At 66.9% G+C, this 14,637-nt stretch carries 10 protein-coding genes and 5 pseudogenes; 3 read left to right on the plus strand and 12 right to left on the minus strand.

Going from position 1 to position 14,637, the window contains the following annotated elements; translation table 11 throughout:
- Positions 1-67 precede the first annotated feature (67 nt).
- The 10 genes and pseudogenes from leuD to HUV60_RS28120 form a co-directional block, all read right to left on the minus strand.
- The gene (leuD, locus tag HUV60_RS28070) at positions 68-655 is read right to left on the minus strand and encodes a 3-isopropylmalate dehydratase small subunit (RefSeq protein WP_257849970.1); all 588 of its coding nucleotides are present in this window, start codon (positions 653-655) and stop codon (positions 68-70) included.
- 6 nt (positions 656-661) lie between these two features.
- The gene (leuC, locus tag HUV60_RS28075) at positions 662-2,071 is read right to left on the minus strand and encodes a 3-isopropylmalate dehydratase large subunit (protein WP_257849971.1); all 1,410 of its coding nucleotides are present in this window, start codon (positions 2,069-2,071) and stop codon (positions 662-664) included.
- Positions 2,072-2,098: 27 nt separating this feature from the next.
- Positions 2,099-3,268 carry a LeuA family protein gene (locus tag HUV60_RS28080; RefSeq protein WP_257850295.1) on the minus strand — a complete coding sequence of 390 codons (1,170 nt, stop codon included), beginning with the start codon at positions 3,266-3,268 and terminating at the stop codon, positions 2,099-2,101.
- A 614-nt stretch (positions 3,269-3,882) separates the two neighbouring features.
- Positions 3,883-4,017, minus strand: a pseudogene (locus HUV60_RS28085) (IS481 family transposase); the annotation flags it as partial.
- Positions 4,014-4,523, minus strand: coding sequence for a hypothetical protein (locus HUV60_RS28090; protein WP_257849972.1), 510 nt, complete (start codon positions 4,521-4,523; stop codon positions 4,014-4,016). The pseudogene HUV60_RS28085 and the gene HUV60_RS28090, both read right to left, overlap by 4 nt.
- Before the next feature lie 332 nt (positions 4,524-4,855).
- A pseudogene (locus HUV60_RS28100) lies at positions 4,856-5,714 on the minus strand (IS5 family transposase).
- A 61-nt stretch (positions 5,715-5,775) separates the two neighbouring features.
- Positions 5,776-6,264 (minus strand): annotated as a pseudogene (locus HUV60_RS28105) (transposase family protein); the annotation flags it as partial.
- 130 nt (positions 6,265-6,394) lie between these two features.
- Positions 6,395-7,834, minus strand: coding sequence for a group II intron reverse transcriptase/maturase (gene ltrA, locus HUV60_RS28110; RefSeq protein WP_257849975.1), 1,440 nt, complete (start codon positions 7,832-7,834; stop codon positions 6,395-6,397).
- A 598-nt stretch (positions 7,835-8,432) separates the two neighbouring features.
- Positions 8,433-9,626, minus strand: a pseudogene (locus tag HUV60_RS28115) (ISAzo13 family transposase); the annotation flags it as partial.
- Between the two features lie 72 nt (positions 9,627-9,698).
- Positions 9,699-10,507, minus strand: a protein-coding gene (locus HUV60_RS28120) for an IS5 family transposase (protein WP_257849976.1) whose coding sequence is annotated in 2 segments (ribosomal slippage) — positions 9,699-10,187 and positions 10,190-10,507 — 807 coding nt in all. Because the reading frame shifts where the segments join, the coding sequence is not laid out codon by codon here.
- A gap of 111 nt (positions 10,508-10,618) precedes the next feature.
- Between HUV60_RS28120 and HUV60_RS28125 the strand changes: the two genes are divergently transcribed.
- On the plus strand, positions 10,619-10,981 hold the full coding sequence (locus tag HUV60_RS28125) for a hypothetical protein (RefSeq protein ID WP_257849977.1): 363 nt from the start codon (positions 10,619-10,621) through the stop codon (positions 10,979-10,981).
- A gap of 295 nt (positions 10,982-11,276) precedes the next feature.
- On the opposite strand, the gene HUV60_RS28130 is transcribed toward HUV60_RS28125, so the two are convergent.
- Positions 11,277-11,591, minus strand: coding sequence for a 3'-5' exonuclease (locus tag HUV60_RS28130; protein WP_257849978.1), 315 nt, complete (start codon positions 11,589-11,591; stop codon positions 11,277-11,279).
- Between HUV60_RS28130 and HUV60_RS34105 the strand changes: the two are divergent.
- Positions 11,590-12,187, plus strand: a pseudogene (locus HUV60_RS34105) (8-oxoguanine DNA glycosylase OGG fold protein). The gene HUV60_RS28130 and the pseudogene HUV60_RS34105 sit on opposite strands and share 2 nt — an antisense overlap.
- Complete coding sequence (locus HUV60_RS28135) at positions 12,121-12,846, plus strand: DUF4839 domain-containing protein (RefSeq protein WP_257849979.1); 726 nt, start codon at positions 12,121-12,123, stop codon at positions 12,844-12,846. The pseudogene HUV60_RS34105 and the gene HUV60_RS28135 overlap by 67 nt, the downstream one beginning before the upstream one ends.
- 813 nt (positions 12,847-13,659) lie before the next feature.
- Here the strand turns inward: HUV60_RS28135 and HUV60_RS28140 are convergent.
- Entirely contained in the window at positions 13,660-14,517 is an 858-nt protein-coding gene (locus HUV60_RS28140) for a 3-hydroxybutyryl-CoA dehydrogenase (RefSeq protein WP_257849980.1), read from the minus strand.
- Between the last annotated feature and the right edge of the window lie 120 nt (positions 14,518-14,637).

A 14,637-nucleotide genomic window follows, 5' to 3' on the forward strand; every position in this document is an offset into this window, starting at 1 on the left:
GAAGGAGGGGCCCTCGTCATCGTCTCGCGTACCGGACCGCGACACCGCCTGCCGGCGGTGCGAACCGTCATGACGTCAAAGGCAGATGGGTCCGGCGCCCGCGTTCGTATGCCGCGATCTCCTCCGCGTGGGAGAGGGTGGCGGCGATGGGGTCGAGCCCGGTCATCAGCCGGCGCCGTATCTCCGGGTCGAAGGTGAAGGACTGGGTCCGGTCGAGCCAGCGCACCTCCAGCCGTTCGAGGTCCACCGTGACCTCGGTCACTGGGTCGGCGGTGGCAGCCGCCCACAGCGACTCCACCACCTCGGTGGGGACGACTACGGTCAGCAGGCCGTTGAGCGCCGCGTTCCCCCGGAAGATCTCCCCGAAGCGGGGGGCGATGACGGCCCGTATGCCATAGTCCTGGAGTGCCCAGACCGCGTACTCGCGTGAGGAGCCGGTGCCGAAGTCGGTTCCGGTGACGAGGACCGACGCCCCCTGGTGCTCCTGTCGGTTGAGGACGAACGACGGATCGTCGCGCCAGTCCGCGAACAGCGCGTCCGCGTGGCCGTGTCGGGTGGACCGGGTGCAGAAGCGGACCGGGATGATTTGGTCCGTGTCGACGTTGCTGCGGCGCAGCGGTACCGCGGCGCCCCGGTGGACGGTGAACCTGGCCATGGCCGCTCAGCCCCTTTCTTCCAGGTCGGCGGGCACGGCCAGTCGGCCGGCGACGGCGGTGGCCGCGGCGACCGCCGGGGCGACGAGGTGGGTACGGGCACCCTTGCCCTGGCGTCCTTCGTAGTTGCGGTTGGTGGTCGACGCGGCACGTTGGCCGGGGCCGAGCCGGTCTTCGTTCAGGGCGGCGCACATGGAGCAGCCGGCCGCTGCCCGGAAGTCGGCCCCGGCCTCCCCGAAGACGAGGTCCAGCCCCTCGGCGAGGGCCTGTCTCCGCACCTGAGCCGAGCCCGGGACGATGATCACGCTGACCTCCTCGGAGACCGTGCGGCCCCTCAGTACCTCGGCCACGACCCGCAGATCCTCGATGCGCCCGTTGGTGCAGGACCCGATGAAGACCGTGTCGACCCGGATGTCACGCATCCGGGTGCCGGGCTTCACGTCCATGTACTCCAGAGCACGTTCGGCCGCCGCGCGCTCCTCCTCGTTTTGGATGGCGGCGGGGTCCGGAACGGTGTCGTGCAAGGGCACGCTCTGCCCGGGGTGCGTCCCCCAGGACACATAAGGGCTCAGCTCGGCGGCGTCCAGGACGACCTCATGGTCGAAGACCGCGTCCTCGTCCGTGCGCAGCGACTCCCAGAAGGCGGTCTCGGCCTCCCAGTCGGCGCCCTGAGGCATGCCGGGACGGTCGCGCAGAAACGCGAAGGTGGTCTCGTCGGGTGCGACGAGACCGGCCCTGGCCCCCGCTTCGACGGACATGTTGCACAGCGTCATCCGCCCCTCCATGGAGAGGGAGGTGATCGCCTCACCCCGGTACTCGATGATGCTGCCCCGGCCGCCCGCCGTACCGATGCGGGCGATCAGGGCCATGGCGAGATCCTTCGCGGTCACTCCGGACGGAAGCGCGCCGTTCACGGTGACCGCCATGGTGCCCGGCCACCGCAGCGGGAGTGTCTGGGTGGCCAGTACATGCTCGACCTGACTGGTACCGATGCCCAGGGCCAGGGCCCCGAACGCGCCGTGGGTGGTCGTGTGCGAATCGCAGCAGACGATGGTCATCCCCGGACGGGTCAGGCCCAGCTCCGGCCCGATGACGTGGACGATGCCCTGCCCCGGATCCCCGAGGCGGTGCAGCGGGATGCCGAACTCTTGGCAGTTCGCCCGCATGAGCGCCGACTGCTCCACCGCCCGGGGGTCCCGGACGGCACGGTCGACGGAGATGGTGGGGGTGTTGTGATCCTCGGTCCCGACGGTCAGGTCGGGCCTGCGAACCGTGCGCCCCGCCGCGCGCAGCCCGTCGAACGCCTGAGGCGTGTTGACCTCGTGCAGCAGGTGCAGGTCGATGTAGAGGAGGTCGTCGCCCCCCATGGATGCCACCCGATGGAGATCCCAGATCTTCCTGGCCAGTGTGGTGCCCATGCGTACGCGTCCCTCGGCCGGCGCCACTCAGGCCCGGGCCGCGGCGCCGTCACGCTCGGCAAAGGCCATGCCGAGTCGCTCTTTGAGGACGTCCAGGCCCTCGCAGTCAGCGTTCACCCGCTCGGCTATGTGGACCCGGTACAGCTCGGCCAGCTCCGCGTCGTCGACCTCGACCCCAAGCTCTCCCAGGAGGTGACGCAGCACGGCGCGCCCGGAGTGGCGCCCGATCAGCAGGGAGCGCTCACGGCCGAACCTGGTCGGCTCCACGTACTCGTACGTCGCCGGGTTGCGCAGCACGCCCTGCTGGTGGATACCCGCTGCCGTGCCGAAGGCGTAGGTGCCGAAGACGGCCTTGGTCCGCGGCTCAGGCAGCCGGATCACGTCACGGAGCGCGGAGTAGGCCGCGTACATGTCCTCGGTTGTGATGGTGGTGTAGAACCCGTAATGGTCCTTCTTGTAGAGGAGCAGAGCGGCCAGCTCCTCCAGGGGGGTGTTGCCCGCCCGTTCCCCGATGCCGCCCAGGGTGACCTGTGCCTCGTCGGCACCGGCCTGAAGACCGCTCACCGCGTTGGCGAGGGAGAGCCCGAAGTCGTTGTGACAGTGGGTGGAGACCCCCACCGACGGCGGCGCCCATTCCCGGAAGGCGGCGATGACGTCGGCGTACTGGTCCGGTGTCGAGTACCCGCAGGTGTCCGCCGGTACGAGGCGTGTGGCGCCGGCCTCGACGGCACCCTCCGTGTAGGCCCGCAGGAGATCGTGCTCGCCGCGACTGGCGTCCTCGATCGCGAGAGCGATGGACTCCACGCCGAGGGAGCGTGCGTAGGCCACGGCATCGACGACCTCACGGATGCCTTCGCGACGGCTGATCCCGCGCTTGTGTTCCAGGTGCAGGTCGCTGCCCGAGACGAGCACCTGGATCTCGTGCCGCTCCGTGCCGCCCGCCCGTACGGCGGTCTCGACATCCTCGCGGACCGCTCGGGAGAGGGTGGCGAATTGCGCCGTCGTCAGGTGCTGGGAGATTAGTTGGGCGGCTTCGAAGTCGCTGGGGGAGGAAGCCGGGAAACCCACTTCGATACGGTCGACGCCGAGCTTCTCCAGGAGGAGCGCGATATTCAACTTCTGCTTTGGAGACATGGCGTTTCCCGGCGCCTGTTCGCCGTCCCGCAGTGTTGTGTCAAAGGTGGTTATTCGGCGCATGGGGTGGTCTCCCTCGGTGAGCTCCGGCGTGCGGTTGGGGGAACGGCCGACGAACACCCTGGACGGAGAGTCGCCCTGGCGCCGCGTCTGTGGGCGGGGCGTGAACTTGATCAAGGGTAGCCCATCTCATTGAGATATTAGCTGAAGTCCTTGTTCTGGACAGCGACTTGATGATGGATCCCCGCCGTACTCGGTCGAGGGACGGCTGCGTGGGAGGCGGCGGAGGACACCGGCCACTTGAACTCACCGCCTCGCGCCGACGCAGGGGAGGGTCTGGCCCATACAAGTTTGTCCTTGCAGGATCGGCGTCCCAGAGCGGCAGGAAAAGATCTGCTACCGAATACCGCAACCTTGGAATAGGTACCTGGTTCCAGCTGTCCGGGCGAAACTGGATCCGATGGTAGTTACGAGGCTCGGCGAAGCCCGAGAAGACAGAAGCTCGCGACCCTGGTTGTTACCGCCCCAGGCGGGTGTCGTTGGCGGAGATGCCGTGCGCCCGCATGCCGAGATACTGATGGTCGTCCTTGTGGAGCAAGGCGCTCAGTCGTCGGCGATCTGAGGAGCCGGCGTGAAGTGCTCGCCGTCTGTCCCTGCGAGCAGGCTGTCGGACAGCATCGAGTGACCCACTCCGACGCGCACGCCCGGGGTGCGCCCATCTCGGCTGAGACGTGGGCAATCGGTCTCGTCCGGCAACGCTCGACCAGGCGACGGCGTCCCTCGACGGTGAGGGGCGCGTTCCGGTGTGTCAGGCAGTGGGGCCGGGCGCGGAGGGCCGTTTGGTGGTGTCCCGCTCGGAGATGGCCTCTGCCACCTCATCAAGGGCGGTGCGCAGGAAGGCGCCATATGCGTCCTGACGGAGGTTGGGGGCGTGCTCCTTGGCCGCGTTGATGTGGTCGGTGGCCGCATCGAAGGACCCGAGTCGGCGGTAGTTGTCGGCCAGGTTGAGGTGGAGGGAGGGGTAGAACCCGGCGATGCTGAGGCTGGCGTGGTGCTCTTGGACGCGCTGCTCGGTCACGGCGCCGGCAGCGTCCAGGGCTCGGACGTCCCAGGCGAGGGCCTGGGCAGGATCTTCGTAGAGATCTGCCAGATAGTGGGCGACTGAGCAACGGTGCAGCGGGTCGCCGGTGACGCCGATCACCGACCACAGGTGCAGAAGCTTCTGTCGGGCGGAAAGAGTGTTGCCCGTTCGGCCTTCGGTAACGGCCTGGCCGATGGCTTCCATGGTCGGGTCGGGACTGGCGGGTGCGGTAAGCATGAAGTGTTCCTCGTTGTCGTTCTGAGGATGAGTGGTCGACCTTGACGGGCATGGCCAGGGCGGTGAGATCGCCGCGGTCGGCGGAGCGGATGGTGACGGGCCCGTCGTGTCCCCGCGGGGTTGCGCAGTACGTCGGGACCGATGGCTGTGCTCACGGCGGGATAGAGCGTGGTCATCTCGAACCGGATATGGAGAGCCCCGCCCGTCACGGTGGCGGGGAGCTGGACACTAGGTGGCTCGTCGTTCGGGGCCGGACGTTCACTCCGTGATCGGAGACGTACAGCGCCACGCGTTCGCCGCGGTGTTCTTCCAGAGCGCGCAGCAGAAGATCATTAAGAGGTCCTAACAAGGGCGTTGGACGAGTCGGTGGGTGATGGGCCGGTGGCGAGACCGAGGAAGGGTTCCTGGATGTCATCGCGTCGTTCCCAGCGGATGCGGATGCGGATGCGGAAGTGTGGGAAGCCGTGGAGCCAGGGCGATGGTGCGCTCGCCCCCCCAGCGGTGAACGCCGAGGCCGGAGCCGTGCGGCACTCCGCGGCGGGCGATGACCGGTTTGATGCCTTGAGCCCGGACCAGGCGGCGGTACTCGTCGTGGTCATAGCCGCGGTCGCCGAGAAGGACGTCAGGCCGCTGACGTGGTCGTCCGACAAGTCCAGGGACGGAGGGAGTCTTCGTCCGGAGGGGCATCAGCTGGGAGACGTCGTTGCGGTTTCCGCCGGTCAGGGAAATCGCGAGTGGGATGCCCTGCCCGTCGACGAGGATGTGGTGCTTGCTGCCCGGCCGTGCGCGGTCAACCAGGCTGGACCCGCTTTTGGGCCTCGCCGAGCGGCCCGCACATGGGAGGAGTCGATCACCGCCCGCGACCAGTCCAGCCGTTTCGCCGCTCGCAGCCTTGCCAACAGCACGACGTGGAGCCGGTCCCAGACGCCAGCCTCGTTCCAGGCCGTAAGCCGACGCAAGCATGTCATGCCCGAACCGAAGCCCGTCTCCTGCGGCAGGAACCTTCACTGGGTCCCCGGTATGCAGCACAAACAGGATCCCGCACAGCGCTTGGCGGTCAGGCATTCTCGGCCGACCGGTCACCAGTTTCGGCCCCGCATTAGGCAAAAAAGGCTCGATCAGCGACCACGGTTCATCCGAGGCGACCCACAGACGCGACTCTCTCTTCCCCACGAACAACCCAACGAGCATCCAAGTCAACAGTCACAGCACCAGCGACTTCTGTATGGGATCTCTAAGGGCTTGCCGGGAATCAACACGTCGGTTTGATCTTGTTTTTGTCGAGGTCGAGGTATCTCGCGATGTCAGTCGGTGTGCGGAAGCGGGCGGTCGAGGCGGGGATGTGAACTCCGTGGGCTTCCAGGATCGGGCGGACGTCTTTCGCTGCGCGGCTGATGGTCATGGCGGTGGTGTTGAAGAGCTGGCCCAGAAGGTCCATGGTCGCGAGTTTTCGCAGGTGGAGCACTGTGGCGAGGACCTGGTCGGCTGAGGTGAGCTTGGGTTTGGCGCCTGTGCCGGGGGCCACCAGGCGTTCGTGGCCTCTGCGGGTGCGGAGCACTTGCTCGCGTTGAATCTCCATCGCTGGAGTCAGCACGTCGATGAGTTCGTTGAGCTGCCGGCGGGTCATCCCGGTCAGTTCCGGGTCCTGTAGCGAACGCCGCGTGAGGCGGGCCGGTCCGTCCGCCAGGGCCTCGTCCTGTGTGCTGGTGGTGGTCGCCGTGTCCGTCGGGCGCTGGGGGTGGTGAAGTCGGCCCGAAGCGCGGTCTCATCTTTCGATTGAGCCGTTTCTTCGGGCCGCTTCCCGCACCCGGCGTGCCACTCTCATGGCACCGGGCGCTCCACAAGTCCCGCTTTGCTGTCGATGATCGTCCTCATGCCATGGTCGGCCAGGGGGAAGGGATAGCCGCGCCCCGGTAGCGGTAGCGCGTTGTGCGCACCTTTCCGGGATCGAACAGCGTCCGTTCCTCCCCAGTCGGCCACCAGCCTCCCCCGCAGTAGCGGCGGCGGAGGTCCTTCCAGGTGATCCGGCGATGTTTGCGGCGCAGCCATTTCATGACCTGGCTCCATGTGTACGAGCTCAGGTATTGGAATGTCGCGCTGGACACGCCGGGTCGGAAGTAGGCGCACCAGCCCGGCAGCATCCGGTTGAGCTGGATGAGCTGGATGAGCAGGGTGTCAAGCGGCTGGTTTGTGGCCATCTTCCGGCACGTCGTCTTGGCCTTGCCCATCACAGCCGCGAGGGCCTTGCGTGAGGGGTAGGTGTAGACGTAGTACCGGCTGGTTCCTCGTTTGCGGTGGCGCTGGATGTGCCACCCGAGGAAGTCCAGTCCCTCATCGATGTGGGTGATCAGGGTCTTCTCCGGGGACAAGCGCAGGCTCATCGTGGACAAGACCCCTGCGATCTCCTCGCGCAGGGCTTCGGCATCGCCCTCGGTGCCGTGGACCATCAGGCACCAGTCGTCCGCATACCTGGAAATACGGTAGTTGGGAAGACCTTGACGGCGACGCTGTTCCCGCCCCAGCTTGCTGCTTCCGGGTCCTCCCGGCCCCTGGGCGACGTACTCGTCCAGGACCGACAGGGCCACGTTGCTGAGCAACGGCGACAAGATCGAACCCTGCGGGGTTCCGGCGCTGGTTTCTCGCAGCACGCGATCCTCACCGAGGATGCCTGCCTTGAGGAACGCCTTCACCAGGTCAAGAACGCGTTTGTCCCCGATCCGAAGCCGCACCCGGTCCAGCAGGGCCGGATGCGAAATCTCGTCGAAGCAGGCTTTGATGTCACCTTCCACGATCCACTCATATCCGTGGGACGTGAAGTGGCGGACCTCGGCCACCGCGTCGTGAGCCCGGCGGTTCGGACGGAACCCGTAGGAGCACGGGAGGAAATCCGCCTCGAAAATCGGCTCCAGCACCAGCTTCAAGGACGCCTGCACCACCCGGTCGGCGATTGTCGCGATCCCCAGGCGGCGCAGCTTGCCGCCCGTCTTGGGGATCATTCGCTCCCGCACCGGCAGCGGACGGAAACTACGATCCTTGATCGAGCCTCGTAGTGCGTCGAGGAACTCCTCAACGCCCGTCCGCTCCGCGATGGACGCCGCTGTGCGGCCATCCACCCCGGCGGTCTTGGCACCCTTGTTAACCCGCACCCGATCCCACGCGACCAGCAAGAACGCGGGATCGGCACAGAGGTTGAAGAGGTCATCGAACCTGCGATGAGGATCATCACGGGCCCAACGGTGCAGCTTGGCCTGGATCTCCAGTACCCGGCGCTCCGCCTCATACGTGGCGTGCTCCAGTTCGTCGGTATTCACCGATGACCTCCCGGTCTTCCAGTTCCTCGACTGCTGAGTTGCTGGCCCCCTTCGCCATGTGCGCGCCATTAACACGCTCGGACTACTACGGGGCCTCCGCCACGTCCTGGCATCGTCAGCCGACGACGGGCCTTGCCCTCCGCCTGGCTGGATGCCAGACGGGAAGGGCGACACCAGGACGCTTCCCACGTTCACCACCAACCGGTTGACGAGCGAGCCGTCCAGCTCTACCCCGACAGCATCGCCACGCCTACGCCGCAGGCTTTCAACGTGGCCTCCCCACCGACACCCTGAAGTCGGCTTCGGAGTCGCCTCCCGAAGGAGGCGTGCGCTGCACCCGGCCCATATCCTCCAGATTGGAGCCGGTGGAACTCTTACGGGGCGTCAGGCACTGGTTCCTCTCGTACGGCGTCTCGTCTTGCTTGCCGGACCCGCGCCGTCTGGAAGTACCGACGCGTCCCGTCGTTGTCAGGGCTGCTCCCACCTCCGCGTGCATCTCCATGCATCGGCTGCCCTCAGCTTCACCAGCCTGATGCGACAGGCCGGCGGTAGGGGTCTTTCACCCCTACCCGGTATCAAGTGGCGCCTCGTGGCGCACGAGGGTGTAGTTCCAGTCGCCGTGGAAGCGGTGGCGGGTGATGGGCAGGGCGGCGATCTCGTCGTCGCTGACGCGGATGCCGGTGGGGTACCCACCGGCATCCAGTTCGGCCTGGACCGTGAGGCCGGTGCGGCTGGTGGTCGCGGCGATGGTCTGGAGCATGACTTCGTGGCTGGTCAGGGGCCTGCCTCGCCAGTTCATGGTGATGTGGGAGAACAGCCGGTGCTCGATCTTGTTCCACTTCGAGGTGCCGGGCGGAAGGTGACACACCGTGATCTCAAGGCCGGTCTCGGCGGCGAGGTCGGCGAGCTGGGTCTTCCAGCCCCGGGTGCGGTAGCCGTTGGAGCCGCCACCGTCAGCGGTGATCAGCAGCCGGCGGGCGCCGGGGTAGTCGTGCCGGCCGACCGCCTGCCACCAGCGGCGGATCGAGGCGACGGCGTACGCCGCCGTGTCGTGATCGGTGCCGATGCTGACCCAGCCGGTGTTCGCCGTCATGTCGTAAATTCCGTAGGGAACTGCCTTGGCGGCCTGGCCGGGGAAGTCGTGCGCCTTGACCCTCACGGGCTGTCCTGCGGGCTGCCATTCATGGCCGGCGTTCTTATAGTGGCCGATCAGTTCCTTCTTCTTGCTGTCCACGCTGATCACCGGGTCACCGGCGTCCCTGTGCTCTCGCGCCTGCTCGTTGAGGTAGTGAAACTGGGCGTCCCTGTCGGGGTGCTGCGCGCCTTCGATGGTCTTGGCGTTGGCCTGCAGACTGAAGCCCTCCTCCCGCAGCAGGCCGGCGACCGTGTCGGCGGAGACCCGGTGCCCCTGCCGGGTCAGCTCCGCCGCCAGCTTCCGGGTCGACTTCGTCGTCCACCGCAGCGGCGACATCGGATCACCCCGCTCATCGGGCTCTACCAACGCAAGCAGAGCCGGACGCAGCCCCGGATCAAGGTCCACGGCCTTCTCCCGGCCTCCACCAGGACGACGAACCCGCCCCAACAGAGCTTGACCCGAAGCTAGTTCAGCCGCACCGCGCGAGACCGTGCCCTCCCGAACGCCGGCCGCGGCAGCGACCAGTCTCATCCCACCATGCCCCAGCGACAGTGCTTCCGCCCCTATGGCCAGCCGACGCTGACGCTCGTCCAGATGCGGCAACAACACCTGGAACTTCGCCGCCAGGACATCCTCGGCCCCCTCCGGTCTCCCCATACCAGAACAACGAGCCCGCCTGCCGGAAGCCACGACTTGTTTCCCGGCAAGCCCTAAGAGCTCGTAACACGATCATGATTGGGCCTTCTTGAGTCGTCTCCAGCAGATGAGGCTGCAGGCGAGGGAGACGAAGGCGTCGTGGAGTTCAGTTCGGCGTTCCCAGCGGACTGCGAGGCGTTTGAAGTGGTGGAGCAGGGCGAAGGTCTGCTCCACGACGTAGCGGAGCTTGCCGATGCCCTTGATGTTGGGTGATCCCTTGCGGGAGATTACGGGCAGGATCCGCCGGTGACGGAGCTCGTCGCGGTGTGCGTTGGAGTCGTAGCCCTTGTCGCCGAGCAGGGCGTCGGGCCGTCGGCGGGGGCGGCCTGGACGGCCCGAGACGGGAGGGATCCCGTCGACCAGCGCGAGGGTCTGGGTGACATCGTTAACGTTGGCCGCGGTCGTGATGACTTTGAGCGGGATGCCGCGTCCGTCGCAGATCAGGTGGTGTTTGCTGCCCGTCTTCCGCCGGTCGACCGGCGACGGACCGGTGTCGGCGCTCCCTTTTTCGCGCGGATGTGGGAACCGTCCACACACGCACGTGACCAGTCGAGTTGGCCGGCCGCGTTCAGCTCAGCGAGCAGGACTCGGTGCAACTGGTCAAAGACCCCTGCCTTCTGCCACCGGTCCAGCCGGTGCCAGCACGTCTGTCCCGAGCCGAACCCCAGCTCCGAGGGCAGGAGTTGCCAGGCTATGTCGTTGTGGAGGACGAACAGGATGCCCTGCAGGCAGAGCCGGTCCGACACCGGCCGCGGCCCGGGCGACCGCTCCGGCCCCGGCGGCAGCAACGGTTCAATCAGAGCCCACAACTCATCGTCCACGATCCACGGTCGAGTACCCACACCTCACGAACGGCCGAATCATCACACCGGTCACGGCCTACCCGGCCGTTTCAACAAGATCGTGTTACGAGCTCTCAGGAGTGGACGCCCGGGGGCAAGGTCCGTGACGGCGTGGAGACGTCGTGGGACAAGGGCAGCGTCGGGGGCTGGATCCAGACGTTCGGCGGTGGGGCGGTCAGCGTCTCGTTCTTCGTCTGGATCCGCGACGTCGACGAGTCGGGCTACTTCGACGACCTGGATGCCGTCTACGAGCAGGGGGAGCAGGTGCTGGCCAACTTCCTCCCCGAGATCGAGGAGTCCCCGCTTGCCGGCCACCTCATCGAGGCCGAGGTGACGGAGGCGGACAGGGACGAGTTCATCAAGCTGAAGAAGTGGACACTCGACGTCCGGATTCTGACCGCCGGTGTGATCCAGCATGACACCGATCTTCCGGTGATGGTCATGGTGGTGCTGGAGGAGCCCGGCGCTGCCTGACTGAGCCTGTACGCCAGGGCGCCCGCGTCTCCATCCGATGCCGGGCCCGCCCTGGCGTACGCGAATCATGGTGGCGAGACCGGGCATCTAAAGACGAGGCTTCGCCGCTGCGGACCGATGCGATGGCGTTGCAGACGATCCCCGGAGCACAGCGTTGTCGGGCGAGGAGAACGTCAGGGACGGCGTCGGAGAGTCGGACGTCGTAGCTGCAGCCTGCAGCCCGCGGGCAAGGGGGCGGGCGCAGGTCATCCAGACGGAGGTCTGGCGTCCCCTACGAGTAGGACTTCGTCTTTCGCTATCGGGAGATATAAGGGCTCGATGCCCCGTGCCAGCTGATGCGGTGGGCGTCGCGGGCGCGGGTGGCGACGAAGAGGAGGGACCGGGCCTTGTGTACCTCGCTGGCGTAGCGCTGAGGGTCGGATTCGCGGTATCGGTCGATGGCTGCGGTGCGGGGGATGACACCGTCGCGGGCGCCGACGATGGCGAGTTTCTGGTATTCGAGGCCCTTGAACCGGTGCATGGTGCCGACGTGGACTTCGCCGTCGCCCTTGACGCCGTCCTTGGTGAGCTCGGCTACCGTGATGCCGGCCTCGGTGGCGAGGTAAAACATGACCTGGTTGACGGAGTCACAGTCGGCGATATTGCCGCGAGGGTCGCGGCGCGGGTTGTTGCCACCGTCGCCGGAGGTGAGTTCCTCGCGCGAGACACTCGTCGCCAGCTACGTCTGGGGACAGGGTGACATCGGCTACGGGGCCCACCGGCTGGGTGAGACCCTGCGCTCAGCGCCGGTTGAGGCGGTGCTGGCACAGGCTGTTGCGCTGCTGGCGACCGATGGCGCCGTGGCGGGCTACCGCAGGCCTTGGACCGGCGTTCCTTACCAAGTTCCTCTACTTCGCCGGCGGCGCCGTAGTGGATGCGCCGGGGCCGCGCCCGCTCATCCTCGACCAGCGCATGGCTCGTGTCCTGCGCGCGTACATGACACGACTGGTGGCTGGCCAGCGTGCACACTGGCCGACTCGTGGTCCGAATCGCAAGCGCGGGGCCGAGGGTGACGCCGGTGATGGCGAGTTCCTTGCGGAGTCCGCTTGTGCTCGCGAGGCAGTTGGTATGAACAGTCCATTTAGGGGGAGCGGAGCCTCATGGCCGACGGGATCAAGTACGAGCATAAGACCGTGCAGACAGTTCGCGGCACCGACGGCTTGGTGATCTCGAAGCTGGAGAAGGACGGCTGGGAGCTCGTTGAACAGACCCAGGGCGTGCTTCGCTCCACCCTCACATTTCGTCGGCCGAAGAAACCGCAGCCGTGGCTCCTGATCGGCTCGGCAGCCGCCGTCCTCGTGATCCTGGCCGTCGTCATCGGCGCTGCCTCTGTGCTCAGTGACGGAGACGGGAAGAAGGACGATGCAGGCAAGTCGATGACTGCTGCGACCGAGAAGCCTTCCACTACGCCGACGCCGACCGCGGCCAAGTCGGCTGCCGCCGAGGTGATCACGCCCGAGAACAAACCGGAGTTCGCGGCATTGCTGAAGGCGGACTCGTGCGATGACGTGAACCTGGACTTCGCGACGAGGTATGAGGGCCAGACGGTCGCGTTCAACGGTTTGATCAGGCACATGGTGCCCCACGGTGACTACGAGACCCGCTACGACTTCCTTCTGGGCCCAGGCGACGAGGGGTCGAACACGACGATCGGCCCGGCCTTCAAGTACGAGGACGTCAACACCGGGAACCTGAACCTGACCGGCAAGAAGATCCCCGCCACCGTCGGCGTAGGCGACAAGTTCCGCTTCATCGCCGAGGTACGCGAATTCAACGCGGCCCAGTGCCTCTTCTTCCTCGATCCGATCTCAACAGAAGTCCGGTAGCCGAAATGGGCAGCCACGTCAGCACGGGGCAGTGTTCCCGACCGGCTAGCGCCTTCTTCCGCAGCGTCCTGACGGCCTACACACTCGGCCACGTCCCTTGTCCTGGCCGCCGGTAGTTACGCCGCATCAGGCCGGGGACAATTCGACCCGCCGACGCTGACGCGCATCCTGCTGCGTGGCTGGTCCGATCACCCGCCTTACGGTGTCCAGCCCGAGCACGTCCCTGCGGCACACGGGACGCATGTACTTCCCGTAGCGCGCGGACCACGTCGACTCTCTGAGCCAATGAGCCAACGAGCCGCCGGACTGCAGTGCCCATGCTTTCCCAGGCGCGGACAGTTGTGGTGAGTCGCCGCGCCGCCCGGAGGGGGCCGTCGCAGAGTCAGTGAGGGCGAAGGGGAGCGCGGACCCCTCTGGACGTGCCGACACGGGACATCATGAACGCTTTTAGCTAGTGCCTTCTGACCAGGCGAAACGACACCTGGCGGCACTCCCGCGCTGTGTGTCAGGATCGCTCGCGTACTCGCAATGCGTAGGTCCCGGGTCTGAGCCGCCAGGGACTTGTCAGGGACCTTCAGCTCTGTCGGAGGGACATCCGGGGGAGTTTCCGCAGTACAAGCACGGAAGGCTGCGACAGCGGTGAAAGGCTCAGAGCTTCGGGCCCGCGCATTCGTGCCGTCGCCCCGTAGCGCTCCGGCGCGGCGTCGGGTTGGCAGTGGCAGAGGAGGTCTTCGGGCCGCACACGGTCCTGACCTCGGGGAACGTGCCCCGGCGGGCCCGGCTGCGTGAGCGCCGAGCCCGCCGGTAGGACACTCAGTAGGGGTAGAAGCCCGAGCCCGTCTTGCGGCCCAGCCGGCCCGCGTCGACCATCCGCTGCAGCAGCGGGGGAGCGGCGTACAGCGGCTCCTTGTACTCCTCGTACATCGAATACGCGACCGAGGCCACCGTGTCCAGGCCGATCAGGTCGGACAGCTTCAGCGGGCCCATCGGGTGGGCGCAGCCCATCTCCATGCCGTTGTCGATGTCCTCGCGGCTGGCGATGCCCGACTCGAACATCCGGATCGCGGAGAGCAGGTACGGGATCAGCAGCGCGTTCACGACGAACCCGGAACGGTCCTGGGCATGGATCGCGTGCTTGCCCAGCACCTTCTCGGCGAAGAGTTGCGCCCGGCTGATCGTGCCCTCGGAGGTGGTGAGCGCCGGGATCAGCTCGACCAGCTTCTGCACGGGGGCCGGGTTGAAGAAGTGGATGCCGATGACGTGGTCCGGCCGCGAGGTGGCGACCGCCAGCTTCACCAGCGGGATGGAGGAGGTGTTCGAGGCCAGGATCGCGTCCGGCCGGGTCACCACCTGGTCGAGGACCAGGAAGATCTCCGCCTTGACCTGCTCGTTCTCGACGACGGCCTCGATCACCAGATCGCGGTCCGCGAACTCGCCCAGGTCCGTGGTGAAGCTCAGCAGGGCCTGGGTGGCCTCCAGCTCCTCAGCCGTGATCTTGCCGCGTTCGGCCGCCTTCGTCAGCGAGTTGAACAGCCGGGTGCGGCCGATCTCCAGGGCCTCGCCGGTGGTCTCGGCGACCATCACGTCCAGTCCGGCGCGGGCGCACACCTCGGCGATCCCTGCGCCCATCTGACCGCAGCCCACCACTCCGACGCGTTCGATGTCGGTCACATCGTCCCTTTCGCTTCCTGGCGCGGCACGGATCCTTCTGGCCTGCGCTGTCTACGACTCCTGGCAGGAGTACCGGGTTTCGGCCGCCTGCTCCGTTCGTGCACGTTACCCGGAAGTATC

Source organism: Streptomyces sp. KMM 9044, assembly GCF_024701375.2.
In the GTDB taxonomy this organism is placed as follows: domain Bacteria; phylum Actinomycetota; class Actinomycetes; order Streptomycetales; family Streptomycetaceae; genus Streptomyces.